Annotated in this window: 19 protein-coding genes; 8 read left to right on the top strand and 11 right to left on the bottom strand. The window is 61.4% G+C overall.

Features of this window, described 5'->3' with window-relative positions:
* The first annotated feature begins 144 nt into the window (after positions 1-144).
* The 5 genes from M0H32_RS00400 to ftsH all read left to right on the top strand — a co-directional run bounded on the left by M0H32_RS00400 (position 145) and on the right by ftsH (position 10,867).
* Positions 145-4,818, top strand: coding sequence for an ATP-binding protein (locus M0H32_RS00400; RefSeq protein WP_248149334.1), 4,674 nt, complete (start codon positions 145-147; stop codon positions 4,816-4,818).
* A complete protein-coding gene (locus M0H32_RS00395; protein ID WP_248149331.1) occupies positions 4,818-5,522 on the top strand; it encodes a DUF4336 domain-containing protein in 705 nt (234 codons plus the stop codon). The genes M0H32_RS00400 and M0H32_RS00395 overlap by 1 nt, the downstream gene beginning before the upstream one ends.
* A gap of 270 nt (positions 5,523-5,792) precedes the next feature.
* Positions 5,793-6,833 carry a Fe(3+) ABC transporter substrate-binding protein gene (locus M0H32_RS00390; RefSeq protein ID WP_248149329.1) on the top strand — a complete coding sequence of 347 codons (1,041 nt, stop codon included), beginning with the start codon at positions 5,793-5,795 and terminating at the stop codon, positions 6,831-6,833.
* A gap of 423 nt (positions 6,834-7,256) precedes the next feature.
* Positions 7,257-8,942 carry an ABC transporter permease gene (locus M0H32_RS00385; protein ID WP_248149326.1) on the top strand — a complete coding sequence of 562 codons (1,686 nt, stop codon included), beginning with the start codon at positions 7,257-7,259 and terminating at the stop codon, positions 8,940-8,942.
* A gap of 98 nt (positions 8,943-9,040) precedes the next feature.
* Complete coding sequence (gene ftsH / locus M0H32_RS00380) at positions 9,041-10,867, top strand: ATP-dependent zinc metalloprotease FtsH (RefSeq protein ID WP_248149324.1); 1,827 nt, start codon at positions 9,041-9,043, stop codon at positions 10,865-10,867.
* 2 nt (positions 10,868-10,869) lie between these two features.
* Here ftsH and M0H32_RS00375 read toward each other — a convergent pair whose 3' ends face one another.
* The 4 genes from M0H32_RS00375 to M0H32_RS00360 all read right to left on the bottom strand — a co-directional run bounded on the left by M0H32_RS00375 (position 10,870) and on the right by M0H32_RS00360 (position 14,733).
* A complete protein-coding gene (locus tag M0H32_RS00375; RefSeq protein WP_248150513.1) occupies positions 10,870-12,534 on the bottom strand; it encodes a putative bifunctional diguanylate cyclase/phosphodiesterase in 1,665 nt (554 codons plus the stop codon).
* Positions 12,535-12,554: 20 nt separating this feature from the next.
* The gene (locus tag M0H32_RS00370) at positions 12,555-13,061 is read right to left on the bottom strand and encodes a hypothetical protein (protein WP_248149321.1); all 507 of its coding nucleotides are present in this window, start codon (positions 13,059-13,061) and stop codon (positions 12,555-12,557) included.
* 333 nt (positions 13,062-13,394) lie between these two features.
* Positions 13,395-14,024: a CoA transferase subunit B gene (locus M0H32_RS00365; RefSeq protein ID WP_248149317.1), complete on the bottom strand. Its 630-nt coding sequence runs from the start codon at positions 14,022-14,024 to the stop codon at positions 13,395-13,397.
* A gap of 13 nt (positions 14,025-14,037) precedes the next feature.
* Complete coding sequence (locus tag M0H32_RS00360) at positions 14,038-14,733, bottom strand: CoA transferase subunit A (protein WP_248149314.1); 696 nt, start codon at positions 14,731-14,733, stop codon at positions 14,038-14,040.
* Positions 14,734-15,032: 299 nt separating this feature from the next.
* On the opposite strand from M0H32_RS00360, the gene M0H32_RS00355 reads away from it, so the two are divergent.
* Positions 15,033-15,278, top strand: coding sequence for a DUF6460 domain-containing protein (locus M0H32_RS00355; protein WP_248149312.1), 246 nt, complete (start codon positions 15,033-15,035; stop codon positions 15,276-15,278).
* Between the two features lie 23 nt (positions 15,279-15,301).
* On the opposite strand, the gene M0H32_RS00350 is transcribed toward M0H32_RS00355, so the two are convergent.
* The 7 genes from M0H32_RS00350 to M0H32_RS00320 all read right to left on the bottom strand — a co-directional run bounded on the left by M0H32_RS00350 (position 15,302) and on the right by M0H32_RS00320 (position 23,405).
* Entirely contained in the window at positions 15,302-16,471 is a 1,170-nt protein-coding gene (locus M0H32_RS00350; RefSeq protein ID WP_248149309.1) for a GNAT family N-acetyltransferase, read from the bottom strand.
* A complete protein-coding gene (locus M0H32_RS00345) occupies positions 16,464-17,354 on the bottom strand; it encodes a GNAT family N-acetyltransferase (protein ID WP_248149307.1) in 891 nt (296 codons plus the stop codon). Before M0H32_RS00345 ends, M0H32_RS00350 begins: the two co-directional genes overlap by 8 nt.
* Before the next feature lie 426 nt (positions 17,355-17,780).
* Complete coding sequence (locus tag M0H32_RS00340) at positions 17,781-18,605, bottom strand: ABC transporter permease (protein ID WP_248149305.1); 825 nt, start codon at positions 18,603-18,605, stop codon at positions 17,781-17,783.
* On the bottom strand, positions 18,605-19,531 hold the full coding sequence (locus tag M0H32_RS00335; RefSeq protein ID WP_248149303.1) for an ABC transporter permease subunit: 927 nt from the start codon (positions 19,529-19,531) through the stop codon (positions 18,605-18,607). Before M0H32_RS00335 ends, M0H32_RS00340 begins: the two co-directional genes overlap by 1 nt.
* Positions 19,532-19,541: 10 nt before the next feature.
* On the bottom strand, positions 19,542-20,654 hold the full coding sequence (locus M0H32_RS00330; RefSeq protein WP_248150510.1) for an ABC transporter ATP-binding protein: 1,113 nt from the start codon (positions 20,652-20,654) through the stop codon (positions 19,542-19,544).
* Positions 20,655-20,770: 116 nt separating this feature from the next.
* Positions 20,771-21,865: a polyamine ABC transporter substrate-binding protein gene (locus M0H32_RS00325; protein ID WP_248149301.1), complete on the bottom strand. Its 1,095-nt coding sequence runs from the start codon at positions 21,863-21,865 to the stop codon at positions 20,771-20,773.
* Between the two features lie 151 nt (positions 21,866-22,016).
* Positions 22,017-23,405, bottom strand: a complete 1,389-nt coding sequence (locus M0H32_RS00320) for a glutamine synthetase family protein (RefSeq protein ID WP_248149299.1) — start codon at positions 23,403-23,405, stop codon at positions 22,017-22,019.
* A 164-nt stretch (positions 23,406-23,569) separates the two neighbouring features.
* Here M0H32_RS00320 and M0H32_RS00315 point away from each other — a divergent pair, with 164 nt between their 5' ends.
* Together M0H32_RS00315 and M0H32_RS00310 are read left to right on the top strand one after the other, a co-directional pair.
* Entirely contained in the window at positions 23,570-24,271 is a 702-nt protein-coding gene (locus tag M0H32_RS00315; RefSeq protein WP_248149296.1) for a GntR family transcriptional regulator, read from the top strand.
* 119 nt (positions 24,272-24,390) lie between these two features.
* Positions 24,391-25,797: a glutamine synthetase family protein gene (locus M0H32_RS00310; protein ID WP_248149293.1), complete on the top strand. Its 1,407-nt coding sequence runs from the start codon at positions 24,391-24,393 to the stop codon at positions 25,795-25,797.
* Positions 25,798-25,830: the final 33 nt, after the last annotated feature.

Raw genomic sequence — 25,830 nt, 5'->3', positions numbered from 1 at the left:
CGCCTTCACGTAACCCCTTTAGCAACCTTGCTTTACGTGGACGACGCGGGCGTTTGCTTGTATTAACGGAGTGTTTACCAATACAGGCAAATCCGGCGCCGCGCACCTGATCAACTAAGGCGCAAAGCCGTTTGGAGCAGAGCCATGGACGAACAGACCCAATCATTCCTGGAACTGACCGCCAAGGATGATCTGGTTCAGCTGGTGGCCGACAAAAGGGCCGCCTGGCTCTGGTCGTCCGATGGCGCGCGCATCCTGTGGGCGAACGCCGCAGGTGCGGCCTTCTTCTCGGCCCATAGCGTTTCCGACCTCGCCAGCCTGTCCTCGCTCGAGCGTTCACCTGCGCGCCCTCATATTGCCCGCATCGCCGAATCTGGCGCGACCGACAAATTCAGCATCGACCGGCTGCGCTTTTACCGCGGTCTCAGGGTCATGCTGCTGACCTGCCAGTGCAAACGGCTCGTTCTGGAGACGGGCGAAGCGGCCGCGCTGATCGTATGCGGTGACAAGGGTCTCGCCGCGACCCGGGATCCACTGAGCGGCTTTGCGCAGATGCTGTCCGCCGAGGACAGCAGCGTGTTCGTCACGACCGGCGGCGAGACGGACGAGCGGTTCGGCGCATTGGCCGGTTCGCCGGAAGACCTGGATGTGCCCGCCGGCCAGAATGCGCTTTTTGGCCCGATCGAGATTGAGGACAACTATCACGAAGGTGTCGTCCTCAAGGTGTCCGACCGGCAAAAGCTGGTGCTTCTGGAGAACGTCCCTCTGACCGATGACGGCGCTGACGCCGCAGAAGAAGCCGAAGCGAGCGCCACGCCGGTTGCGGCCGCCGCTGCCCTCGCCGCTGGCGCAGCCGCCGGATCGGTCCTTGCCGAAGATCCGTTGCCGGAAGCTGAGGACGATGACGGTCCTGCGGAGCCGGAGGACGGCGCAAAGGAAGACACGGCCTCGTGGGTTCGCGCGGACGAGGATGAGGTTGATCTGATCGCGGACGACGGCGAAGGCTTCGAGCCTGTTGCCGAGACTGCGGGTGACGTTTCGCCCACCACGACCGGAACCCAGCCGGAAGACGTTCTCGAAGAAACAGAAGCAGCCGCATCCCCGGTGGACACCGGCAGCGAGCAGGCTGCAGATACCGAGTTGCTTGTGGAAGACACCCAGCCGGAGATAGAGGACGAGGCTGAGGACGAGGACGAGGCTGAACCGGAGACAGAGGGCCAGGCCGACGCGGCAGCGCCCGTGGAAACCGAGAAGGCTGTTTCGGAGGACGGCTTTGTTTTCCAGCCGAAACGCCGGCCGGTACGCTTTGCCTGGAAGATGGATATCGACCAGCGCTTTACTTTTCTCTCCGACGAATTCGCCGATGTTCTCGGCCCGGAGACCACCGACATTGTCGGCCTGACCTGGGCGAGTGTGTCGGAGCGGTTCGATCTCGATCCGCGCGGCCAGATCGCCCGAGCGCTGGACCGGCGCGACACCTGGAGCGGCAAGACCATCGACTGGCCGGTCAGCGGCGCGACCTTACGCGTGCCGGTAGACATGGCCGCCCTGCCCGCTTTCGACCGCAACCGCAAATTCGAGGGCTATCGCGGCTTCGGCGTCTGCCGTACGGCGGATGCCGTTCCGGACAGGGATGCATCATTGCCGGCCGCCGGCCTGATGGCTGCCGGCGCAGCTGGCGCGCTCGTGGCAGATGAGCCCGAAGACATCGAGGATAATGCCGCCGCAGCGGTTCCGGACGATGCCGAACCGGCCACGGCAGATGAAGCGGATGTTCAGGCCGAGACCGACACCGCCGCAGAAAAAACATCCAACCTGGATACGGCCACCGAGGAAGACAGCCGGCAGGCTGACGCCGCTCCCGAGGAGACCACTGAACCGCAAGCCGAGGCAGCGCCAACGGACACGCCTGCCGCTCCGGCAACGCTGGACGACCTGAAACCCGCCCAGCCGGACAGTCTGGCCGGCAAGACCTTCCTGGGCGCCAGCGCGGCCGCACTGGTCGGCTCGCTCGCCCGTTTCACCGGCAAGTCCGCGCCGAAGGCACAGGAAACGCCGAAGCCGCCTATGGCGCCTGTCGCCGCTGACAATTCGCCTGCAGTCGAAGAGACAGCCAAAGCGGACAGCGTCGCCACAACGGTTCCGGAAACCACGTCGGACGCGACCGCTGACGGTGCTGACGAGGACCTGCCGGGTGCTGCCCTGGATTCCAAACTGGCCGCCCTTCAGACCGGCCAGGCACTCGAGACGGACGCGGGCGACAATCCGGCCGAAAGCGACGAGGTCGCGTCAGCTGAGACCACAGAGGCTGATACCGCAGTTGAGGCCAGCACGGTCGGCATTGATATTGAGCCCGGCGAGGAGCCCGAACCGGACGAGGTTCTCGCGCTGGCGGACGGCATCTCCTCCGAGGCGGCAGAGGCGGCAGAAACCGAAGACACCGTCGAAGCTGAAGACCTGGAAAGCACCGACACCGCCGATGAGGCGGATGACATGGACTTCGATGAGGGCCTTGTTGACGCCTCCGAGGCACAGCCGGACAGCGATGAGAGCGAACCAGAGCCGGTTCCGGCGAGTGAACCCGTCGGTATTTCCGGGCCAGCGCCCCTGAAGCCCGCCGAAATCGAAAGCGCGGTGAAGTCGCTGGCAAAAACCTACAAGGCCAACGAAAAGAAATCCCGCGACCTGTTCGAGGATGTCGGCAAGGCAGAGACGTCCGCCAAGGCAGCTTCCGAAGACGCCGAGAAACCCCGGGCGGACAACACACCGGTCGGTGAAGCTGACTTCGCTGAAACGGAACGGCTCGAAGACGCGGATGCCGGTGAAGCGCCCGATGCGGCAGACGACGTCGCGCATACGCCTGAACCTTCGCTGGAAGACGCTCATTTCGACATTGTCGATGAAGACGCCCGTGCCATCGAGGCAACGGCGTCCGACCTCGACGACAAGATGACGGACGCCGAGGAAACCGCTTCCGCCGACACCGGCGACAGCACTGTCGATACGGACGAACGCGAATTCTTTGAGGAAACCGCCGCCTTCGAAACCGAAGATCAGGCGGCGGCGGACGCCGAGGAGGCGGACACGCCGCGCACCGGCGAGGTTATTCCCCTTGCCACAGCCCGTCCCCGCGTTGTCCCGGTCGACACATCCGGGCTCTCCCGGCCCGAGCGGCAGGCTTTCCGCAAGATTGCCGAGGCGCTTGGCGCGCGGCTGGAGGGGGACCTGGCGGACTGGGACGCTCCGGATCCTGAATCCGAACCGGAAGACGACCTGCCGCCGGACCTGCCGGAAGCCGGACCGATCGACCCGAGCCTGCTTGACCGGCTGCCGATCGGCATCGCCATCGTGCATGACCGGGAAGTGCTTTACGCCAACAAGGCCCTGCTCGCCATGATCGGCTACAAGTCGATCGCAAAGCTGTCCCAGGTCGGCGGTCTGGAAGCGCTCTTCATCGACGACGCAGAGGAACTGCCCGATGCCGCCGGCATGGACGGTGAAGTCGACGAAGCCATGAAGCTTCGCCTTGCCGATGGCGGCGTGCTCAATGTCGACGCCCACATGCATTCCGTTCCCTGGAACGGCAGCCGCGGATTGATGATCTCGATCACGGAACGCCCGGTGAAACCGGCCTCGGCGGCCGCCGTTCCGACTTCGCCGAATTTCTTCGCGGAAGTGCGGGCCGAACTGGACAGCGCGCGCAGCCAGATCGCGGAAATGGACACGATCCTGGAAACCGCGACGGACGGTGTCCTGGTGCTCGACCAGCACGGCACGATCCTGAAGGTCAATGGGTCCGCCGAGGCGCTGTTCAGTGCCAACCGCTCGGATATGATCGGCGCGCCCTTCACCGAGTTCCTGGCACCGGAAAGCCACCGCGCGGCGGCCGACTATCTGGACGGCCTGTCGCGCAACGGCGTTGCCAGCATCCTGAACGATGGCCGCGAAGTGCTCGGCCGGGTGCCGGCCGGCGGCCTGATCCCGCTGTTCATGACCATGGGCCGGATCAGCGGCAGCCAGGACGAGGCCAAATATTGCGCGGTGTTGCGCGATATCACCCAGTGGAAGACGGCCGAGGAAGAGCTGACCCAGGCCAAGCGCCAGGCCGAGAATGCCAGCTCGGCAAAGTCGGATTTCCTGGCCAAGATCAGCCATGAGATCCGCACGCCCTTGAACGCCATCATCGGCTTTTCCGAAGTGATGATGGAAGAACGCTTCGGCGCGATCGGCAATGACCGCTACAAGGATTACCTGAAGGACATCCGCACGTCCGGCTCGCATATCATGAGCCTGGTCAACGACCTTCTGGACCTGTCCAAGATCGAGGCCGGCAAGCTCGACCTGAAATTCTCGGCCGTGTCGACCAACGATGTCATCAACGAATGTGTGGCGCTGATGCAGCCGCAGGCCAACCGGGAGCGGGTGATCATTCGTGCCAGCCTGCCGGACTCCGTGCCCAATGTGGTGGCCGACCCGCGCTCGCTGCGCCAGATCGTGCTCAATCTCCTCAGCAACGCCATCAAGTACAACCGCTCCGGTGGCCAGGTGATCCTGTCGACGGCGCTGGAAAGCAACGGCGAGGTCGCGCTGCGAGTGCGCGACACCGGCACCGGCATGACCGCAAAACAGCTGACGGCCGCGCTGGAACCCTTCCGGCAGCTGCACACGTCGAGCCGCGGCGGCGGCACCGGTCTCGGCCTGCCGCTCACCAAGGCGCTGGTAGAGGCCAACCGGGCCAGCTTCCATATCGATTCCACGCCGGACCAGGGCACGCTGGTGGAAATCATGTTCCCGACCCAGCGCGTCCTGTCGGAATAATGACCAGCGCGCCGGTCCCGGTTGACAACAGCATCTGGATCCTGGAAGGCGGCAATGTCTCCTTCTACGGCTTCGCCTATTCGACCCGCTGCGTCATCGTCCGCCTGCCCGGAGGAGGCTTGTGGGTGTGGTCGCCGATTGCGCTCACGCCCGAGGTCCGGCAGCGGGTCGAGGCGCTTGGGGTGCCGGAGCATCTGGTCAGCCCCAACAAGATCCATCACCTGTTTCTTCAGGACTGGAAGGAAGCCTGGCCCGCGGCAAAGCTCTGGGGACCGCAGAGCACCATCGACAAACGCGACGACCTTGCCTTCGAACCCGCGCTCGACGAGGCCGCTCCACCCGATTGGGGCGGCGTGATCGATCTGGTTCGTTTTGCCGGGTCTCCGGCCATGGACGAAGTGGTGTTTTGTCACCTTCCGTCGAAAACAGCCATTCTGGCCGATCTCAGCGAGCATTTCTCGCAAGGGTTCCTGGCGCGCCACTGGAAACCCTGGCAGCGCTGGATCGCCGGTCTGTGGGGCATTGTCGAAGGCAAGGGCTACGCGCCGCTGGAGTGGCGCCTCAGTTTCTTCGATCGCCGCAAGGCCCGCGCCTGCAAGGCGAGGATTCTCGCCTGGTCCCCGGACAAGGTCATCATGGCCCATGGCGAATGGCAAAGGTCCGGCGGCAGAGCCTTCCTGGAACGCGCCCTTTCCTGGGTGTGACATTTTGCGCGCAATCCGATCACGCGTTCGTGATCACCCGGGACGAGCCAGCGGCCAACCACGCTGCGCGAAAAGTCGAACGTTAAACTCCTGTTTTTCTTCCGGTTTTTCAAAAAATAGTGGAGTATCAGCCTCCAGTTAGTTTTGAATCATTCTAAACTATTGATTTCATTTGATTTATTGACTTCAAGCCGCTGCAACGACATATTCCCGGTCAAGCTCCGAGGCACTTCGCCCGGGCAACAACAACCAGACGACTGGGAGAATTTCATGCGTGCCACGCTCCGCGCCTTCGCAGGTGCCCTTGCAGTGACATCGGCGTCCTTCGCCGCCCCCGCTTTTGCCGATGGCGAAGTGAACATCTATTCCTACCGCCAGCCCTTCCTGATCGAGCCGCTTCTGAATGCCTTCACGGCGGAGACCGGCATCAAGACGAATGTCGTCTTCGCCTCCAAGGGTCTCGGCGAACGGATCGCGGCCGAGGGCGAAAACTCGCCGGCTGACATTCTCCTGACCGTCGATATCGGCCGCCTGGACGGCGCCAAGCAGCTCGGCATCACCCAACCGGTGACTTCCGACGTCGTCAACGGAAACATCCCGGCGCAGTACCGCGATCCGGAAGGCCACTGGATCGGCCTGACCAACCGTGCCCGCGTCATCTATGCGTCCAAGGACCGCGTCGACCAGGACAGCATCACCTATGAGGAACTGGGCGACCCGAAATGGAAGGGCCGCCTGTGCACCCGCTCCGGCCAGCACGTCTACACAATCGGCCTGATCGCCTCGATGGTTGCTCACCACGGCGCTGAAGAGACCGAGGAATGGCTCGCCGGTGTGCGCGACAACCTCGCCCGCAAGCCGGCCGGCAACGACCGGGCCCAGGTCAAGGCCATCTATGCCGGGGAATGCGACATCTCGCTCGGCAACACCTATTACATGGGCAAGATGCAGACCAACGACAAAGAACCGGAACAGAAGGAATGGGCCGACAGCGTGCGTATCCTGTTCCCGAATGCGGAAGACCGGGGCAGCCATGTCAACCTGGCCGGCGTCGTCCTGACCAAGCATGCGCCGCACAAGGACAATGCGGTCAAACTGATCGAATTCCTGTCGTCTCCAGAGGCTCAGAAGATCTATGCGGACACCAATTTTGAGTATCCGGTGACCCCGGGCGTCGAAGTCTCCGAGCGCGTCAAAAGCTGGGGTGAGCTGACCCCGGATACCCTGCCGCTCGACGAGATCGCCAAGAACCGCAAGACCGCCAGCGAACTGGTCGACAAGGTCGGTTTCGACGACGGCCCGGCGTCCTGACAAATGGCCGTTGAGCGAGAGTTCCGAAGGACACTGAAAGCGCCGCCTTTTGCGGCGCTTTTTCATGCGTGATCCGATCTGCACCGTCGAATGGGCACTGATCCTCCTTATGGCTTCGCCATATACCCCCGCCCCTAGCCCCTCCCCACAAGGGGGAGGGGAACCTGCCGCGCCAGCCGATAGGTTTGCAGCTCATCCGCTATTGAGCGTTTTGGAGTTCTGAAGACGCGCGGCCGCATTTGATCCCCCTCCCCCTTGTGGGGGGGGCTAGGGGTGGGGGTCTTGCGAGAATTATCGTAGTGAGTTTGAACCAGAGGCACGCCCCGCCTCTTTGAAATCCGACCTCCCCTCAGGCTCGCTTTGCATTTCCCGGCATTTGCCGGTAGAGCTTCCTGCGAACCGTTCTCAAAGAAAAGTCCGCCCTTGCTGCGCACGCCCACCCAATCCATTGTTGACCGTTTCTGGCAGGTTGCGGCCATCGGTATTGCCGCGCTGGTGCTGCTGCCGCTCGGGGCGATCCTTTGGATTGCGCTGACACCGGCCTCCGACGTCTGGGAGCACATGCTGGCAACCGTATTGCCGGGCGCCGTGCAGACCACGTTGCTGCTGATGCTCGGTGTCGGCCTGACGACCGGGATCACCGGGGTCGCCACCGCCTGGCTGGTCACCATGTGCAATTTTCCCGGCCGGCGCCTGCTGGACTGGGCGTTGCTCGTGCCCCTTGCCGTGCCGACCTATATCGTCGCCTTCGCCTATGTCGAGGTGCTCGACTACACAGGTCCGGTGCAAAGCCTCATCCGCGACCTCTTCGGTTTCAGGACCTCGCGGGACTACTGGTTTCCGGAGATCCGCTCGCTTGGCGGCGCCATCTTCGTCATGGGCGCGGTGCTCTATCCTTATGTCTACCTGACCACCCGGGCGAGCTTCCTGATCCAGTCGGCCTCGACGCTGGACGTCTCGCGCACGCTCGGTGCCTCACCCTATGGCCTGTTCTTCCGCGTCGCGCTGCCGCTGGCCCGCCCGGCGATTGCCATCGGCATCTCCCTCGCGCTGATGGAATGTCTCAACGATATCGGCGCCGTCACGTTTTTCGGCGTCAAGACGCTGACCTTCTCCGTCTATGACACCTGGCTGAACCGGTCGAGCCTTGGTGGTGCCGCACAGCTGGCGCTGGCCATGCTCCTGATGGTGTTCCTGCTGTTGTGGTTGGAACGGTTTGGGCGGCGTAAGCAGCGCTTTGACAGCGGCAGCGCCAAGCACCGCCCGCCAACGCGCTTCGATCTGCCGCCATTCCAGGCAGGGCTTGCTTTGATCCTGTGTCTCGCGCCGATCCTTGTCGGCTTTGTCGTGCCGGGTCTTTTGCTGGCGGACCGGGCCAGCCGCCGGCTTGAGGATGCGCTCTCCGACGGCTTCCTGACCACCATCTGGAACAGTTTCAGCCTCGCCGCCATCGCCGCGCTGCTGACGGTGCTGATTTCGGTGTCGCTGGCCTATGCGCTGCGGCTCAATGCCAAGGGCCCGCTCAAGGGCGCGGTCCGGCTGGCCTCGATCGGCTATGCCATTCCCGGCACCGTCCTGGCGATCGGTATCCTGATCCCGCTCGCCACCTTCGACAATTTCCTCGACGCCCGTATGGAAGCCTGGTTCGGCATCGACACCGGTCTCCTGCTGCTCGGCAGCGGCACCGGCCTTGTTTATGCCTATGTGGTCCGCTTCCTGGCGGTGTCCTACGGCCAGGTGGAAGGCGGTTTCGGCCGGATCAGCCCGCATCTGGACATGGCGGCGCGCACGCTTGGCCGCAATTCCGGCCAGACGCTGACCCAGATCCATTTGCCGATCCTGAAACCCGTTCTCCTCAGCGCGGCCCTGCTCTCCTTTGTCGACTGCATGAAGGAACTGCCGGCCACCATCCTGCTGCGGCCGTTCAATTTCGAGACCCTGGCGACAACCGTATTCGAGGCCGCATCCCGGGAAGCCTTCGAGGAAGCGGCGCTGCCGTCGCTCGCCATCGTCCTGGTCGGCCTGATCCCGGTGATTTACCTCGCCCGCACCAGCGCCTCCTCGTTCCGCACGAGATTGTCAAAGCGCCAGGCGGGCCCCGCGGTCTGACACGCAGCGCACCGGCCGGCGCTTTCGTCGCAGCTTGACAGCACGGGTCCAAATCGCCCCAATGACGGCCTTCTCTCTTCATTGCCAGGACGGACTTCATGGAAAAGAAACACCAGATCAATCTTTGGTACGCCTTCATCGCCATGATGATGGTGCTGATGTTCCAGAGCTGGTGGACCACCTACAAGACCGTCGAGCAGATCCCCTACAGCCAGTTCGAGCAGTATCTGAAAGACAAGAAGATCGACGAGATCGCGATCAAGGAGAACGTGATCGAGGGCAAGTTCAAGGAGCCCCTGAAAGACGGAAAACAGTATTTCGTCACAACCCGGGTCGAAGTGCCGCTCGCGGACGAGCTCAGCAAATACGATGTCAAATACACCGGCGTTATCCAGAGCACCCTCATTCGCGACATCCTCTCCTGGGTACTGCCGGTTCTGCTGCTGTTCGGCCTGTGGATGTTCTTCATCCGCAAATTCGCGGAAAAACAGGGAATCGGCGGCATGATGACCGTCGGTAAATCGAAGGCGAAGGTGTTTGTCGAGAAGGACGTCAATGTCCGCTTCGGCGATGTCGCCGGCGTGGATGAAGCCAAACTGGAACTGAAGGAAGTGGTCGACTTCCTTCAGGACCCGACCGCCTATGGCCGTCTCGGCGCCCATGTACCCAAGGGCATTCTCCTGGTCGGCCCTCCGGGCACAGGCAAGACGCTTTTGGCCCGGGCCGTTGCCGGAGAGGCCGGCGTGCCGTTCTTCTCCATTTCCGGCTCTGAGTTTGTCGAGATGTTTGTCGGCGTCGGCGCCGCGCGTGTGCGCGATCTCTTCGAACAGGCCCGCAAGGCGGCTCCCGCCATCATCTTCATCGATGAGCTCGACGCGCTTGGCCGGGCGCGCTCCAGTGGCGCGATGGGCACCAATGACGAGAAGGAACAGACGCTCAATCAGCTACTGACCGAGCTCGACGGGTTCGACCCGTCCAGCGGCATCATCCTGCTCGCCGCCACCAACCGGCCTGAGATCCTCGACCCGGCCCTGCTCCGTGCCGGACGCTTCGACCGTCAGGTGCTGGTCGACCGGCCCGACAAGCCGGGCCGGCGGGCGATCCTCGATGTCCATGTGAAGAAGATCAAGCTTGCCGCGGGCACCGACCTCGACCAGATCGCCCAATTGACCGCAGGCTTTTCCGGCGCCGACCTGGCGACCCTGGTCAATGAGGCGGCCCTGCTGGCAACCCGCCGCAAGGCAGATGCCGTCACGTTGAAAGACTTCAACGAAGCCGTGGAGCGGGTGATTGCCGGCCTCGAAAAGCGTAGCCGGATCCTCTCCGACAAAGAGCGCAATACCGTTGCCTTCCACGAGATGGGCCATGCGCTCGTCGCAGCCAACCTGGAGGGATGCGACCCGGTGCACAAGATTTCCATTATTCCGCGCGGTGTCGGCGCGCTCGGCTACACGATGCAGCGTCCGACGGAAGACCGGTTTTTGCTGTCGGCCCGGGACCTGGAAAACAGAATGGCCGTCTTGATGGGCGGCCGTGCCGCTGAACAAGTCGTCTTCGGCGAGATCTCGACCGGAGCGTCGGACGATTTGCAGAAGGTGACCGAAGTCGCCCGCGACATCGTCATGCGCTACGGCATGGAGGCCAATCTCGGCAACAGGGTCTATTCCGCTCAAAGGCAGAACTTTCTCGGCCAGCCGGCCGGCGACATGGTCGAGGTTTCCGACGAGACCCAGCGGGAGATCGATCTGGCGATCAAGACCCGGGTCGAGGTCGCGTTTTCCCGGGCCAAGGAGCTTCTGGAAGCCCACCGCGAGGAGCTCGACAAGGGTGCCGAGCTGCTGTTGTCGAAGGAAACGTTGACCGATCAGGACTTTCCGCCAATCCGGCCGGTGTCGGAACGCCAGGAAAGCGCCGCCGCAGAATAGGGTCAAGCCGCGCTTGCGGCGCTGACCCGTTTTCTGGCGGACGCGCCAGCCTGCCGGCTGGCTCCCGAACGATCCCGGAATGCCTTTGCCCAGGCATCGAAATGGTCCGCCGGCATCGGCCTGGCGAACAGGAAGCCCTGCGCGATCGCGCAACCGTTTTCCATCAGAAAGGCCTGCTGCTCGAGCGTTTCCACACCCTCGGCAACCACCTTGTAGTCAAGGCTCTTTGCCATGGCCAGAATCGTCTGGACAATCGAACGGCTGTGTTGATCGCTGGCAACACCGCTGATGAAACTGCGATCGATCTTGAAGGTCTCGAACGGCAGGCGCTGCAGCAGCGCCAGGCTGGAATAACCGGTTCCGAAATCGTCGATCGCGAAGGTGATCCCGGCCTCCAGCAAAGGCCTTGCGGCCTCTGACACCCGCTCCGGCCCGGCCATGGCGACGGTTTCCGTCACCTCGAGCTGCAACAGACCGGCCGGAAAACCGGTCATATCGAGAATGTCCAGCACCCGTTTGGTAAAGCCCGGTTTTTCGAGCTGGCGGATGGAGACGTTGACCGCGAGCGGCATACTGAGGCCCGTGTCGAGCCAGGCCCGGCCCTGGCGGCAGGCGAGTTCCAGCACACGATCGCCCAATCGGGTAATCAGGTCGCTTTCTTCCGCGACATCAATGAAGCTGCCCGGCGACAGCAGGCCACGCTCCGGATGATCCCAGCGCACCAGAACTTCCGCCCCGACCACCTTCATGACACGGCAGTCGATCTTGGGCTGGAAATGGATGGTGAACTCGTCGCGCAGCATCGCCCGTTTCAGTTCGGCTTCAAGCCGGATCCGTTCATGGGAGCGGGAGTCGCGTTCGATCTCGTTGTAGAAACAGGCGCGGTTGCCGCCGGTCCGCTTGGCGGCATACATGGCAATGTCCGCGTTTTTCAGGATCTCCGTATAATCGTTGCCATCGTCCGGATAGGTCGACACACCGATGCTGGCGCCAACCGCCATGGTCAGGCCGTTGATTTCCAGCGGCTGTTCGACACACTGCACAAGCTGGTCGGCCAGCGTGAAGACGTTGTTCATAGGCTTGTCGGCGGGCATGACCACCGCGAATTCATCGCCGCCGAGCCGGGCAACCAGGGGCCTAACCGCGCGACAACTTGCCGTCCCGCTGTCTGCGGGAGATCCAGGTAGGACGGACGTATCGAGCAAGCGTTGCAACCGTGCCGCGATTTCCTTCAAGAGCGCATCGCCGTGGTCGTGGCCATAGCTGTCATTGACTCGCTTGAAGCGGTCCAGGTCGATGAACAGAACCGACAGCCTGTTGGGCGTGCCGTCGCTTGCGTGGGTGTGCGTGTTGAAATGCTGCCGGAACCCTTCCCGGTTGGGCAGACGCGTCACCGGATCCACATAGGCCAATTCGTGAATGCGGGCCATGTTGTTGCGGATCGTGCCGACCATGTCGCGATAGGCCCGTGCCAGAACGCCAATTTCATCCTTGCGCCCCACCGGAAAGGGGGCGTCGAAGTTGCCGGCACTGACTGTGTGGGCGGTCTGGGTCAGCGCCTTGATCGGGCGCACGAAATTCTCTGCGAAATGGACCGTCACCGGCACGCAGAAAACCAGCAGCACAAGGGTGATGACGATGTTGCGGCCCCAGATGGAAAGCAGCATGCCGTTGACCGGGACCCGCGTCACCGAGACAAGGGCAACGCCCAGTACCGTATCGGAGGCCATGTCGCGTACAGGCAGCGCAATCTCCACGCGTTCGCGCGTCTGGCGCAGCTGGTCCTCGCCGGTTTCGAGCGCCGCTGCGACGAGCGGATGCATCTCCATGTCGTCGAAATAGCTGGTGGCCGGATCGCTGTCGATGGTGACCGCCCGGGCCGGATCGTGCACCTGGCCAGCTCGACAACGCCGCTCGAGGCAATGCTCTCCAGCTCCTGCTCCAGGATCAGATAGTGGTGGTTGGTCAGATGCGGCACGGCAAGCCGGCTGACGGTCGCGCCGATCGCCTGGGCATCGGAGACCACCCGATGTTCCTCGTCGCGCAGGTCGAGATAGCTGGCCACCATGATCATGACCACGGAGAGCACCAGGAACAGGCCTGCGACCAACAGCACAAAGCGCGAGCGCAGGCTGGGAAGCCAGGTCGACAGGACATTGATCAGTTTGGCGACGGCCTTCGGCGATCCAGGCACAACAGACTCCTTGAGAATACTGAGTGACACTACACGACAAGTCTTGAAGGCTTGTTGACCCTGCGGCCGCTAACACACTGAAATTCGTAAACTTTATGCCGAAGCTTTGCCGGTGAAAGGACTGCGGTTGGTTTTGAACGCGAACCCGATTATTCCGGTCCGATTTTGAGACTTTGGCGCGGTCTCAAACGTTAACAAAAGGGGGATCACCCCTGTCAGAACTACAAAGGGTATCGTTTCGGGACATTTCTCCCTCGACCCTGGCCTGCCAAAAAGAAAGGGCGCCTGCTTTCGGTGCAGGCGCCCTCTTCAAATCCGTTTCCGGCATCAGGTTCAGGACAGGATCGTCGCCTGCGTCTTTTCCTTGACCTCGTCCAGCGTGACGTCCGGTGCCAGTTCGACCACTTTCAGGCCGCCCTCGGCGACATCGAAGACACCGAAATTGGTGATGATGCGATCAACGCATTGCACGCCGGTCAAAGGCAGCGAGCATTCTTTCAGAAGCTTCGGATCGCCCGCCTTGGACGTGTGATCCATGATCACCACGACGCGCTTGACGCCCGCCACCAGGTCCATGGCGCCGCCCATGCCCTTGACCATCTTGCCCGGGATCATCCAGTTGGCGAGATCGCCGTTTTCGGACACTTCCATCGCGCCGAGGATCGACAGGTCGATGTGACCGCCGCGGATCATGCCGAAGCTGTCAGCGGAAGAAAAATAGCTCGTCTGCGGCAATTCGGTGATGGTCTGCTTGCCGGCATTGATCAGGTCGGCGTCGACTTCGTCCTCGGTCGGGAACGGGCCCATGCCGAGCATGCCGTTTTCCGACTGCAGGGTCACATGCACGCCGTCGGGAATGTAGTTGGAAACCAGCGTCGGAATACCGATGCCGAGATTGACATAGAAACCGTCTTCGAGTTCCTGCGCTGCGCGCTGTGCCATGTCATCACGAGTCCAGGCCATGATGTTTTCTCCCTCAGGCTGCGCGCGTGGTGCGCTTTTCGATGCGTTTTTCGTGGTCGCCGAGAATGATCCGGTCGACAAAGATCCCGGCGGTGTGGATGTTGTCCGGATCGAGCTCGCCGATCTCGACAATTTCCTCCACCTCAACCACACAGACCTTGCCGGCGGTTGCCATCATCGGATTGAAGTTCCGAGCGGTCTTGCGGTAGATCAGGTTGCCTTCCTTGTCGGCTTTCCAGGCCTTGACCAGGGACACATCGGCCACGAGGCCGGTTTCCATGATGTAGGTCTCGCCGTTGAAGTCCTTGTGTTCCTTGCCTTCGGCAATCAGCGTGCCCACACCGGTCTTGGTGTAGAAGCCGGGAATGCCGGCGCCGCCGGCGCGGATGCGCTCGGCCAAGGTGCCCTGCGGGTTGAATTCCAGCTCCAGTTCACCGTTCAGATACTGCTTTTCGAACGTGGCGTTCTCGCCCACATAGGACGACACCATTTTCTTGATCTGACGGGTCTGCAGCAGAAGGCCGAGACCAAAGTCATCGACACCGGCATTGTTGGAAATGGCGGTGATGTCCTTGGCTCCGGAATCCCGGAGCGCCACGATCAGATTTTCCGGGATGCCGCACAGGCCGAACCCGCCGGCCATCACCGTCATGCCGTCAAAGGTCAACCCGTCCAGGGCGGCCTTTGCGTCCGGATAAATTTTGTTCATGTTTCACTCCCAGTTAAGACCGCAAGATGCGTGAGGCGCACATTCGCCGCTCGGCCCAGCGGGGTCAAGTTCTCTTTGCCGCAATGCAGCGAAAAACATGACCGGCCCGTCACTTAATCGATTTATCGGCAATATTCCGCCAATCCTGTGCCGGCTCCGGTCAAGCCATCCCGGATTTCTGACAAGTTGTTTATGGTTTGTAAATTCTTAAGACGAAGAATTGGCGATGCGTCACTTAAGGTTTCACGAAACCGACAGGACGTTCAATTTGGTCCGTAACCCGAAAGAAACAGCGCGCCGTGTCTCCGTTCCTGTCGACTCTCTTCAAGATCGCAGTGTTTTCCCTGTTTGTCGGCGCGGGCCTGTCCTTCGTCAATATTTCGGCGGAAGACATTTTGGGATCGGTCGGCCTGTCGCCGCTGCAGCTCTGGATCTACATGCTGGAATTCAGGGACTGGGCCATCCCCAACATGATCCTGGGTGCCTTCATCGTGGTGCCGGTCTGGCTGGTCATCTACCTGTTCCGGCCGCCGCGCGCGGGCTGACCGGGAGCGGTTGCCTGTCAAACCTACGGAGCGCTCTTTTCTCCCAGATTGCGCAAGATGTCGCTTATGCGCCTTTTGGCGTTGAATGCCATGACAGCAGCCCGGCCCTTGATCGTGAGCGGCACAAGCAAACGCCGTGTCGGCTGCTCCACCGCCCCGAACCTGCTTTTGTAGGCCTGCAGCCCCGTGCCGAAGTTGTAAATCCGGATGCCATTGTCCCGCGCCCAGTAAACCGACTGAACGAGCATCACCATTCCAGGCGAGAATCGTTGCCAGCGCTCGGATCCGATCGAAGTCAGGATGCCGTTTACAAATCTGTCTTTCGCCAGCATCACGACCGCCGCGACGAGCTCCTCGTCCGTCTTGAGTGCCAGAATTCGAATTGGATTGCCCGAACCAGAATGCCCCGCCAGAGACCGGTAGAAACCTTCGCGGTTGTCCTGCTTTAGGGAATTCGCCCGTCCAAGTGTCCTGAACCGCTCTTCACGCATTGCCATCATGGCATCAAGAATGTCCAAACGCGCTGCCGGGCTGGTGACCTCAACCAGTCGGACACCTTCCTTCTCAAGCTTGCGAAAGCTCGCCCCCGCCTTTTTGTAGACGCCTTTTTTTTTCGATCCTTGTCCCACAGCCGCCAGAGCATCCGCGTCGAAAAAGAGCGTTGCGCTCTCATCCATAGCTTCGGGCAGGTGGAACAGAGGATTGGGCGTTGTGCCGATCGTCCCGTGAACCTTCTTGACGTCGACAACATCGGCCCCCTTGATGCCCCACATCATGTCGGAACACATTGCCAGAACCATCGCCTCACCATCACCTGCCTGCGACCGGCTCAGAACCGGCGCATTCTGGTCGGACACTCCAAGATCCGGGCAAGAAGCGAACCGAACCGAGCCCTTGCTATAATGGATCAAAGGCAACAGAACGCACGGTTCCGCGGCACCGGGCCGATGGGCGGCAAGGACCCCGAAGGTTTCACAAGTACCGGGTGCCAAGCCCCGGAAAAAGCAGTCCAGAAATTCAGGGGTCTGAAAAGGTGAAGACACCGCTCCGCCCGGGAGCATATCCCATAGGGCGGTCAATTGAGCAAAATCTGGGCGTTCATGCCAGAGGACATCTGTTCCGCCACACCTGGTGGCGTTCAGTCCGGCCCCACATTCTGGCAAAACCGACGTTTCCATCGGTCCGTCACCCATTTCGGCCCACCGCGATCTGCAGCAATTCCCGTGCGGTTCGATGTGCGTCCCGAGCCCGGACGAACAGGTGCCCACGTCCGTTCAGGGGCAGCAGCAATCGCCGGGTCCGTTCCTCCTCGCCGCCAAATCGTTGTTTGTATTCCTGCTGGCCGGTGCCAAAGCTGAACCGCCGGCAGCCGTTGGCCGCCGCCCATTCGATCGCTTTTGCAAACAGAACCATGCCCGGCGAATAGCCGTGCCATTTCGGATCACCGATCGACACCAGAACGGCCGTCGCCTCTGCCCCGAAGGCAAGCAACATCATGGCCGCTACCGTTTCGTTCCCCCGTTTCAGCGACAAGGCCGTGAGAGGGCTGTCCTCCGTTTCCTGGGCGGCAAGGCACTTGTAGAAGGCCGTGCGGTCTTTGCGTTTAAGACTGTCCTCGCGCCCAAGCTGTTCAAAACGCTCCGCGCGTTGCGCGGCGAGGCTCTCGAAGACAGCGAGCCGGTCTGCCGGCGACCTGGCCACAACCAGCGTCACACCTGCCTCTGCCAGTCTGCGGTATTTCGATCTGGTCTTCTTGTAGATGGATTTCCGGCCCCAACCCGCGGAACCGGAATTGCCCTGAAGATCCAGACACAGCGTGCTGCTTTCCGGCTGCCCTGCCTCAATGGCGAACAGGGGATTGGCGGCATTGCCGACATGTTTGTGCAGCTTGCGGATATCGACGAGGTCGACTTCCTGAAGAGCAGCAAAAACCGACTGGAGCGCTTTTTCAAGCATGCCTGGCCTTGCAAGCACTTCGGGACTGACGACGGGGGCGTTCTGATCGGACACACCGAAATCGGGAACCTCCGCAACCCGAATCGGGCCACGCCTGTATCTGGCCAGGGGCAAGATCATCAAGGGTGTGTCCGGCCTGGCCGGGTCGCAAAAGCTGACGACCGCCATGTCGCTTTGACCCGGTTCACATTGGGTCTTCCGAAAGGCATGCAAAAATTCCGGTGTCTGAAACGGCGTCGAAATCGCGCCGCCCGGCAGAGCCGCCCAGAGGCGACGCAAGTCCGGCAACGCCAGCGTCTCCATCCAATGACAGGTCAAGGGAAATGCAGGATCGCTTTGCAATGTCAATTGTTGCCCGGGTCCAAGCCAAGACATCTTGAAAAAACCTCATAAGAATTTCGAGGGCGGCACGCCAAGCGTGCATCGGACCCGTTCTAATAAAGGCATAGTCTAGTTAAAAAAATCGGTACCCGGCACCGGTTTTAAGACTGGCCGCGCAACTTGGAGGAAAACACACGAGGCCTCCCCGACCAGCCGTTTTTGAGATCAGCCCTCCGCCCCAAAGGCAGCCCGTTCATCCCGCTCCCGCTGCGCTTGCTGGCGTTTGGTCACTATCGAGGCGGCGATCACGCCAACGGTTACGAACGCGACCAGAATGGTGCAAACAGCGTTGATTTCAGGCGTCACCCCGAGACGCACCTGCGAATAGATTTTCATCGGCAGCGTGGTCGCGCCTGGACCTGTGGTGAAGCTGGCGATCACCAGATCGTCGAGAGACAGGGTGAAGGCCAGCATCCAGCCGGCGATGACACCTGGCAGGATGATCGGCAACGTGATCAGGAAGAAGGTCCGGGCCGGCGGGCAGCCGAGATCCTCCGCGGCCTCCTCGATGGACTTGTCGAAGCCGACGAGACGGGATTGCACGACCACTGCGACATAGCAGCTGGCAAAGGTGGTATGCGCCAGCATCACCGTCCAGAAACCTCTGGCGGTGTCCATGGCAACGAACAGCAAGAGCAGCGACAGACCGAGGATCACTTCCGGCATCACCAGTGGCGCGAAGATCATACCTGAGAAGAGCGACCGTCCGGCGAACCTTCCCGAGCGCACCAGGACCAGTGCCGCCATCGTGCCGATGACCGTCGCCAGGGTCGCGGAGGTGAACGCCACTCGAAGCGTGACCCAGGCCGCGTCCACGAGCTGGTCGTTCTGGAGCAGCGAGGCGTACCATTTGGTGGAAAAACCGCCCCAGACGGTGACCAGCCGGCTTTCGTTGAAGGAATAAATCACCAGCAGCACGATCGGCAGGTAGAGAAACGCAAATCCCGCTACCAGCGAGGTGATGTTGAACCAGGTCGGGCCGCGCGTCATCAGTTGTTCTCCGACATCTTCTGCTGCTGGTTCTGGAAGAGCACGATCGGGATCACCAGGATCAGGAGCAGGATCACCGCCACCGCCGACGACACAGGCCAGTCCCTGTTGTTGAAGAACTCGCTCCAAAGCGTCTTGCCGATCATCAACGTGTCCGAACCGCCGAGCAGGTCCGGAATGACAAACTCACCCACCGCCGGAATGAAGACCAGGAAACAGCCCGCGATGACACCGGGCAGCGACAGCGGCACAGTGATCTTCCAGAAGGCCTTCCAGGGCGGACAGCCGAGGTCTTCAGCCGCTTCCAGAAGGCTGCCGTCAAGCCGTTCCAGGCTGGCATAAAGCGGCAGCACCAGGAACGGCAGGTAGGAATAGACGATGCCGATATAGACGGCGATATTGGTGTTCAGGATCGTCAGCGGCTCGCTGATGAGACCGAGCGAGAGCAGCAGCTGGTTGAGAAGGCCTTCGTTCTTCAGGATACCGATCCAGGCATAGACGCGGATCAGGAAGCTGGTCCAGAAGGGCAGGATCACCAGCATCAACAGGGTCGGGCGCAGCGATTGCGGGCTGCGGGCCATGCCATAGGCAATCGGATAACCGATCAGCAGCGTCAGCAGCGTGGAGATCCCGGCAATGATCACCGAAGACAGATAAGACTTCCAGTAAAGAGCGTCCTCGGTCAGCCAGAGATAATTCTCGACCGAAAACTCTGTAACGCCATCCCAGATGGCCTGCCAGCCCTCGCCGAGATCGAAGGTCGGCGTGTAGGGCGGGATGGCGATCGCCACCTGCGACAGGGAGATCTTGAAGACGATCAGGAACGGCGCCAGGAAAAAGATCAGCAGCCACAGATAGGGAACCCCGATCAGCAGCCAGCCGCCGAGCGTTCGTCTTGCAGGCGCCGGAATATGCTCCTCGTCCATTGCCCCCTCCTCAGCCTGCCAGAATGACGCCGGCGGACCGGTCGAAGGTAAAGACCACCTGGTCATCCCACGTGATCGGATCCTCGACGATCCGAGAGATGTTGGCGAAGGTCGCCCGGAAGACGTTTTCCGCGGCGGTTTTCGAATGAATGATCGAGACGCCGCCAAGATAGGCGATGTCCCAGACAGATCCGCCGATCCGGTTCACCGCATCCGGACCGCTTTGTCCGTGCGTGACCCTGATCTTTTCCGGCCGGATGGCAAACCAGACAGTGTCTCCCACGGCGGCCTCGGTCACCTGGTCGCTGTCGATGAGGAAGCCGTCGTGAGCCGCTGTCAACCGCGTCCCGGCATCGGACTTTTCCGTCACCTTGGCCTCGATGAGGTTCACATCACCGATGAAGTCGGCGACGAATTTCGAATTCGGGCTCTCGTAGATCTCGGCCGGGGTCGCCACCTGGACAAGTTCACCCTTGTCCATGACCGCGATGCGGTCGGCGACCGTCATCGCCTCTTCCTGGTCGTGGGTCACGATGAGGAACGTGACTTTCAGATCTTCCTGAATCGCCATCAGCTCGAACTGGGTTTCCTCGCGCAGCTTTCGATCAAGCGCGCCGAGCGGCTCATCCAGCAGCAGAACCTTGGGCTGTTTGGCGAGCGAGCGGGCGAGCGCAACGCGCTGGCGCTGGCCGCCGGAAAGCTGATGCGGCTTGCGCTTGGCGAATTGCTCCAATTTGGTCAGACGCAGCATTTCAGCGACCCGGGCCTCGATGTCGGCTGCGGCCATCTTGTCCTGTTTCAGGCCGAAGGCGATGTTCTTCTCCACACTCATATGCGGAAACAACGCATAGGACTGGAACATCATGTTGGAAGGCCGCTTGAACGGCGGAATGCCGGCAAGGTCCTGGCCGTCCAGGAAAATCTGGCCGGAGGTCGGCGTCTCGAAGCCGGCCAGCATGCGCATCAAGGTGGTCTTGCCGCACCCGGACCCGCCGAGCAGCGCGAAGAACTCGCGCTTGTAGATTTTCAGGGAGAGATTCTTGACCGCGGTGAAGTCACCGAATTTCTTGGTGACATTGCGGAACTCAATGAAAGGCGCCTGGTCGGGATCCTCCCAGGGCATGAATTCCTTGCGTACCGGACCGATCGATTTTTTCGCCAAAACAATCCCCCACCCCTAAGAGATTTGATCCCAAGAAGAAGCGCCGGAGCCCGCTTGGGACTCCGGCGCCTTCAGGCTTACTGACCGCTCTTCACGCCGGTCCAGGTACGCGTCACAACGCGCTGGACCTTCGGCGGATACGGGGTGGTCGTGTAGAGGTTGCTGACCGTTTCCTCATCCGGATAGATCGCCGTGTCGCCGATCACATCCTCGTTCAGCTTTTCCTGAGACGCCTTGTTGCCGTTGGCGTAGTAGACAAAGTTAGAGGCCTTGGCGGCAACGTCCGGACGCATGATGTAGTTGAGGAATTCATGCGCTTCTTCCATGTGCGGCGCGTCGGCCGGGATCGCCATCTGGTCGAACCACATCTGGGCGCCTTCCTTCGGAATGGAATATTCCACGGTCACGCCATTGTCGGCTTCCGCGGCACGGTCACGGGCCTGCAGCACGTCGCCGGACCAGCCGATGGCCACGCAGATGTCGCCGTTGGCAAGCGCGTTGATGTACTCGGAAGAATGGAACTTCTGGATGCTCGGGCGGATCGACTTGAGCAGTTCTCCGGCCTTTTCGATTTCCGCCGGGTCCTTGCTGTCCGGATCGAAGCCTGAATATTTCAGCGCCGCCGGGATCATCTCGGCCGGTGCGTCAAGCATGTGAACACCGCACTCCTTGAGTTTCTCGATGTTTTCCGGCTTGAAGATCAGGTCCCAGCTGTTCACCGGCGCGTCCTCACCGAGTGCCGCCTTGACCTTCTCGACATTGTAGCCGATGCCGGTGGTGCCCCACATGTAGTTGATCGAATGGGCATTGCCCGGATCGTATTTCTCGACCCGTGCCTCGATGTCCTTCCACATATTGGAGAGGTTCGAAAGCTTGGACTTGTCCAGCGGCGCGAACACGCCAGCCTGGATCTGGCGGGCGAGGAAGGTACCTGTCGGCACGACGACATCATAGCCGGTGCCACCGGCCAGAAGTTTGGTCTCCAGCACTTCGTTGCTGTCAAAGACGTCATAGACGACCTTGATTCCCGTTTCCTTGGTGAAGTCTTCCAGGATGGATTCGTCGATGTAATCGGACCAGTTATAGACATTCACGACCCGGTCCTGGGCAAGCGCCGCGCCGCTCATCAGACTGAGAACGGCAACACCGGTCAACATGGATTTCAACGTCATTTGAGAACTCCCCTCAGAGTTTGTTTGGCAAGCCTTTTTCAGGCCTAGTCCCTGATTGCTAACGGACATTCGCGCTGTTTACGTCTTGTCTGTCCCGCAGATTGGCCATGGTGCCGGATTTTGTCCAGCATCGATTTTGGGCGGCTCCAGATCACAAATAGGTCTGGCGTTCCAGGGACGAAATCTCGCGCCCAAATTCGTTCAGTTCCTCCCGTTTGATCTCCGTCAGCACCTTGTGCATTTCCTTGCCGACGGCCTGTTTCATCAGTTTCGAGGCCTCGAAGGCGTCGATCGCCTCGTCCATCCAGGGCGTCAGCCGCTTCTTGCGTTTTTCATAGGCATTGCCCGTCACCGGTGCCGGTGGGTCCTTCTTCAGTTTCAGACCTTCCATCATGCCGGCGAGCACGCCCGTCAGCACCAGATAGGGATTGGCGTCGGCACCGGCGATGCGGTGTTCCACCCGTGCCGCCTCCGGGCTGGAGGCCGGCACGCGGAGCGCCACGGACCGGTTGTCATAGCCCCAGCAGATCGAGGCCGGTGCATAAGATCCAGGCTGCATGCGGCGGAAGCCGTTAAAGGTCGAGATGAACAGAAGCAGCGCTTCCGGCATGGTCTTCAGGAGACCGTTTATGGCATGACCGAGCCGCTCGGGGCCCTTCTCCGGATCCGCGAAAAGATTGCCGTTTTCGTCTTCCATGGAGACATGCACGTGCATGCCGTTGCCGGGCCATTCCACAAAGGGCTTGGCCATGAATGAGGCCTTCAGTTTGTGCTTGCGGGCGACGCCCGCCACGAGGCGGCGCAGCAGCACGACGTCGTCTGCAGCCAGAAGCGGGTTGTTGCGGTGGTGCAGGTTCAGTTCGAACTGGCCGGGCGCCGCTTCAGAGACCGCGGCATCCGCCGGAATGCCCTGGGCCTCACAGGCGCGGCGCAGATCGTCGACCACGTGCAGAAGCGCCTCCAGATCGGACAGTGCGTACATGTTCTGGCGCGCCGGCCCCAGATGGGTGGAAAACAGCGGCTTGGGTTGCTCGGTCCAATCGCCGTCGCTCTCCTCGAACAGATAGAATTCAAGCTCGAAGGCGCAGGTGGCGGTGACGCCGAACTCGTCCTTCAGACGCGCTACCATGTTTTCCAGCACATGACGCGGATCGGCCAGGAACGGCGTGCCGTCGCGGTCGTACATGGACAGGAGCACCTGGGCGGTCTTGCGGTCGGCCCATGGCACCAGCTTCAGACTTTCCGGGATAGGCCAGCAGACGCCATCCTTGTCGCCGGTTTCCAGATGCATGCCGGTCGCCTCGACCTCACGCCCCCAGACATCCAGCCCGTACAGCGAATAGGGAAAGGCGACGCCGCCCTCGAACACTTTCGGCAGCGCCTTGCCCGGCAGCCATTTGCCGCGCAACACACCATTGGTGTCGGGCAGGATCACTTCCAGCGTGTCGAGATCGGGATGGGCGGCCATGAAGGCGTCGAAATCCCCTTCCCAACCGGATTCGGCAGGATGTTCCAGGATCTGATGGGGTAGTTCGTTCATTTTGGTTTTGGTCTCGCCCCTGCGTCTGCCGTCCTGCTCCAATCGCTATTACATTTGGAGCATCAGCTTTCGTTTGCGTCCTTTCCAAAAATGTGATCACTTTCGGGAAACACTGTCAAGCGGGATAACGAAAATCGATCTCCCGACGCAGAAGGAGGACCTCCTTGCCTCTTCGGCGCTCAGCACTGGATTCCGGCCCGGCCAAGGCCGCCGCGTCCGCCCCATCGCGTGGCGCGACACGGGGACAGGTCGACAGCGCCGTGCGCTCCGGACTTTTGACCGGCCGATTCATTCCGGGAAAAGCCGTGACCATAAGGGGACTTGCGGCCGAACTCGGCGTCAGCCCGATGCCCGTGCGCGAGGTGCTGCAACGGCTGGCCGCGGAAAACGCGCTGGAGGTGAAACCGAACGGCCGGGTCCAGATTCCGGACATGACCCCGGCCCGGTTCGACGAAGTGATGAAAGCAAGGCTTTTGCTGGAACCGGAACTCGCCGCGCTGGCACTGCCGCACCTCAAACCGGCCGACACGGCGGATCTCAGGGCGATTGATGACGAAATCGACGCCCGTCTGACCGATGGCGACGCGGAAGCTTATATGCGCCTCAATCATGCCTTTCATTTCCGCATTTACCGGGCATCGGGGTCCCAGGTTCTGCTGCCCTTGATCGACAGTCTGTGGCTGCAATTCGCCCCCTTCATGCGCACCGTTTACGGCCGTGTCGGCACCGCAAGCCTGGTCGACCAGCACAAGGAAGCCATACGGGCGATCGAGCAGTCCGACATCCCCGCCCTGCGCAAGGCCATCGCCGCCGACATCACCGACGGCATGGGGCTTTTGGGGAAGGAAATCCTCGCCGACGCATGAGGCTGTTGATCCAATCCGCAAGCCGTGTCATTTTGTGATCACAAATGATCAACCCGTCTCGCAAGATGCCCGCCTTACGGCTTGACGCCGGGCGTCCTGCCAACCCATTGGAGCCCCTCGTGACTTCCGAAACGCCTGCAAGTGACAGCACAAACCCGGTCGACAGCCTGCGCGGTGTGCCGAGTGAGGAGGTCGCGAAGGACTGGCTCAACGCCCGCAACATCCAGGACATCGAATGTATCGTTCCGGATATTGCCGGAGTTGCGCGCGGCAAGATGATGCCGACCGGCAAGTTCTTTTCCGGCCCCGTCATGACGATGCCCGCGTCTATTTTCGCCCAGACAATCTCGGGCGACTACCCGGAAGACGACGACCGGTTCCAGCACAACCCGATCGACGGCGATCTTTATTTCAGGCCCGATTACAGCACACTGACCACGGTTCCATGGGAAAGCGATCCGACAGCGCAGCTCATTCATGATGCCTATACACGCGATGGAGAGCCGCTCGAAACCGCCCCGCGCAACGTGCTGAAGCGGATCCTGAAACTCTACGAGGACAAGGGTTGGCAACCTGTCGTCGCACCGGAAATCGAGTTTTATCTGGTGCGCCCGAACACGGACCCGGATTACCCGCTGGAGCCGCCGCGGGGCCGCTCCGGCCGTCCCGAGGTCGGCCGGCAGTCCTATTCGATTTCTGCGCTCAACGAGTTCGACGATCTGATCGACGACATCTACGACCTGTCGGAACAGCAGGGCCTCGAGATCGACACCATGATCCACGAGGAAGGCGCGGCGCAGATGGAAATCAACCTGCGCCACGGCAACCCGCTGGTGCTCGCCGACCAGGTGTTCATGTTCAAGCGCACCATCCGCGAGGCCGCGCTCCGGCATGAGATGTATGCCACCTTCATGTCCAAGCCGATGTCGAACCAGCCGGGCTCGGCCATGCATATCCACCAGTCGGTGGTCGACAAGGACACGGGCAAGAACATCTTCTCAGGCGAGAATGGCGAGGAAACGCCCGAATTCCTGGCCTTCATCGCCGGTCACCAGAGGTTCCTGCCCCATGTCACCGCGGTCATGGCGCCGTTTGTGAATTCCTACCGGCGCTTTTCCAAGGCATCGACCTCGCCGGTGAATGTCTATTGGGGCTATGACAACCGCACCGTCGGCCTGCGCGTGCCTTATTCCAACGCCCAGGCCCGGCGTCTGGAAAACCGCATTCCGGGTTCCGACGCCAACCCCTATCTTGCCATCGCCTCCAGCCTGGCCTGCGGCTATCTCGGCATGGTCCGGGGCCTGAAGCCCGACGGGCCCAAGGCGGACGATTGTTCGGAGCGCGCCAGATCCCTGCCGCGCGGCCTGCCCGAGGCACTCGGCAAGTTCGAGCGGTCCGACGAGATGGTCGAGGTGTTCGGCGAACGGTTCGTCGCCACCTACCGCGCGATCAAATACGAGGAATTCGAAACCTTCATGTCCGTGATCAGCCCTTGGGAGCGGGAATATCTCCTGCTCAATGTCTGATCTGTCGAGCGTACTTTCCCTGGAGCATTTGCC

The sequence above is a fragment of the Roseibium sediminicola genome (genome assembly GCF_023156505.1).
Taxonomy (GTDB): domain Bacteria; phylum Pseudomonadota; class Alphaproteobacteria; order Rhizobiales; family Stappiaceae; genus Roseibium; species Roseibium sediminicola.
The sequence above is the reverse complement of the archived record's forward strand: the minus strand, read 5'-3'. Positions and strand labels throughout refer to the sequence as shown.

What these genes read in the sequence shown, in the direction of transcription:
- ftsH (WP_248149324.1), top strand. Translation starts at nt 9,041, where the DNA reads ATGGAAAAGAAACACCAGATCAATCTTTGGTACGCCTTCATCGCCATG.
- M0H32_RS00340 (WP_248149305.1), bottom strand. Translation starts at nt 18,605, where the DNA reads ATGACGCGCGGCCCGACCTGGTTCAACATCACCTCGCTGGTAGCGGGA.
- M0H32_RS00335 (WP_248149303.1), bottom strand. Translation starts at nt 19,531, where the DNA reads ATGGACGAGGAGCATATTCCGGCGCCTGCAAGACGAACGCTCGGCGGC.
- M0H32_RS00320 (WP_248149299.1), bottom strand. Translation starts at nt 23,405, where the DNA reads ATGAACGAACTACCCCATCAGATCCTGGAACATCCTGCCGAATCCGGT.
- M0H32_RS00360 (WP_248149314.1), bottom strand. Translation starts at nt 14,733, where the DNA reads ATGAACAAAATTTATCCGGACGCAAAGGCCGCCCTGGACGGGTTGACC.
- M0H32_RS00390 (WP_248149329.1), top strand. Translation starts at nt 5,793, where the DNA reads ATGCGTGCCACGCTCCGCGCCTTCGCAGGTGCCCTTGCAGTGACATCG.
- M0H32_RS00350 (WP_248149309.1), bottom strand. Translation starts at nt 16,471, where the DNA reads ATGGGTGACGGACCGATGGAAACGTCGGTTTTGCCAGAATGTGGGGCC.
- M0H32_RS00400 (WP_248149334.1), top strand. Translation starts at nt 145, where the DNA reads ATGGACGAACAGACCCAATCATTCCTGGAACTGACCGCCAAGGATGAT.
- M0H32_RS00325 (WP_248149301.1), bottom strand. Translation starts at nt 21,865, where the DNA reads ATGACGTTGAAATCCATGTTGACCGGTGTTGCCGTTCTCAGTCTGATG.
- M0H32_RS00395 (WP_248149331.1), top strand. Translation starts at nt 4,818, where the DNA reads ATGACCAGCGCGCCGGTCCCGGTTGACAACAGCATCTGGATCCTGGAA.
- M0H32_RS00330 (WP_248150510.1), bottom strand. Translation starts at nt 20,654, where the DNA reads ATGCCCTGGGAGGATCCCGACCAGGCGCCTTTCATTGAGTTCCGCAAT.
- M0H32_RS00375 (WP_248150513.1), bottom strand. Translation starts at nt 12,534, where the DNA reads ATGCTGCTTTCCATCTGGGGCCGCAACATCGTCATCACCCTTGTGCTG.
- M0H32_RS00345 (WP_248149307.1), bottom strand. Translation starts at nt 17,354, where the DNA reads ATGATCTTGCCCCTGGCCAGATACAGGCGTGGCCCGATTCGGGTTGCG.
- M0H32_RS00365 (WP_248149317.1), bottom strand. Translation starts at nt 14,024, where the DNA reads ATGGCCTGGACTCGTGATGACATGGCACAGCGCGCAGCGCAGGAACTC.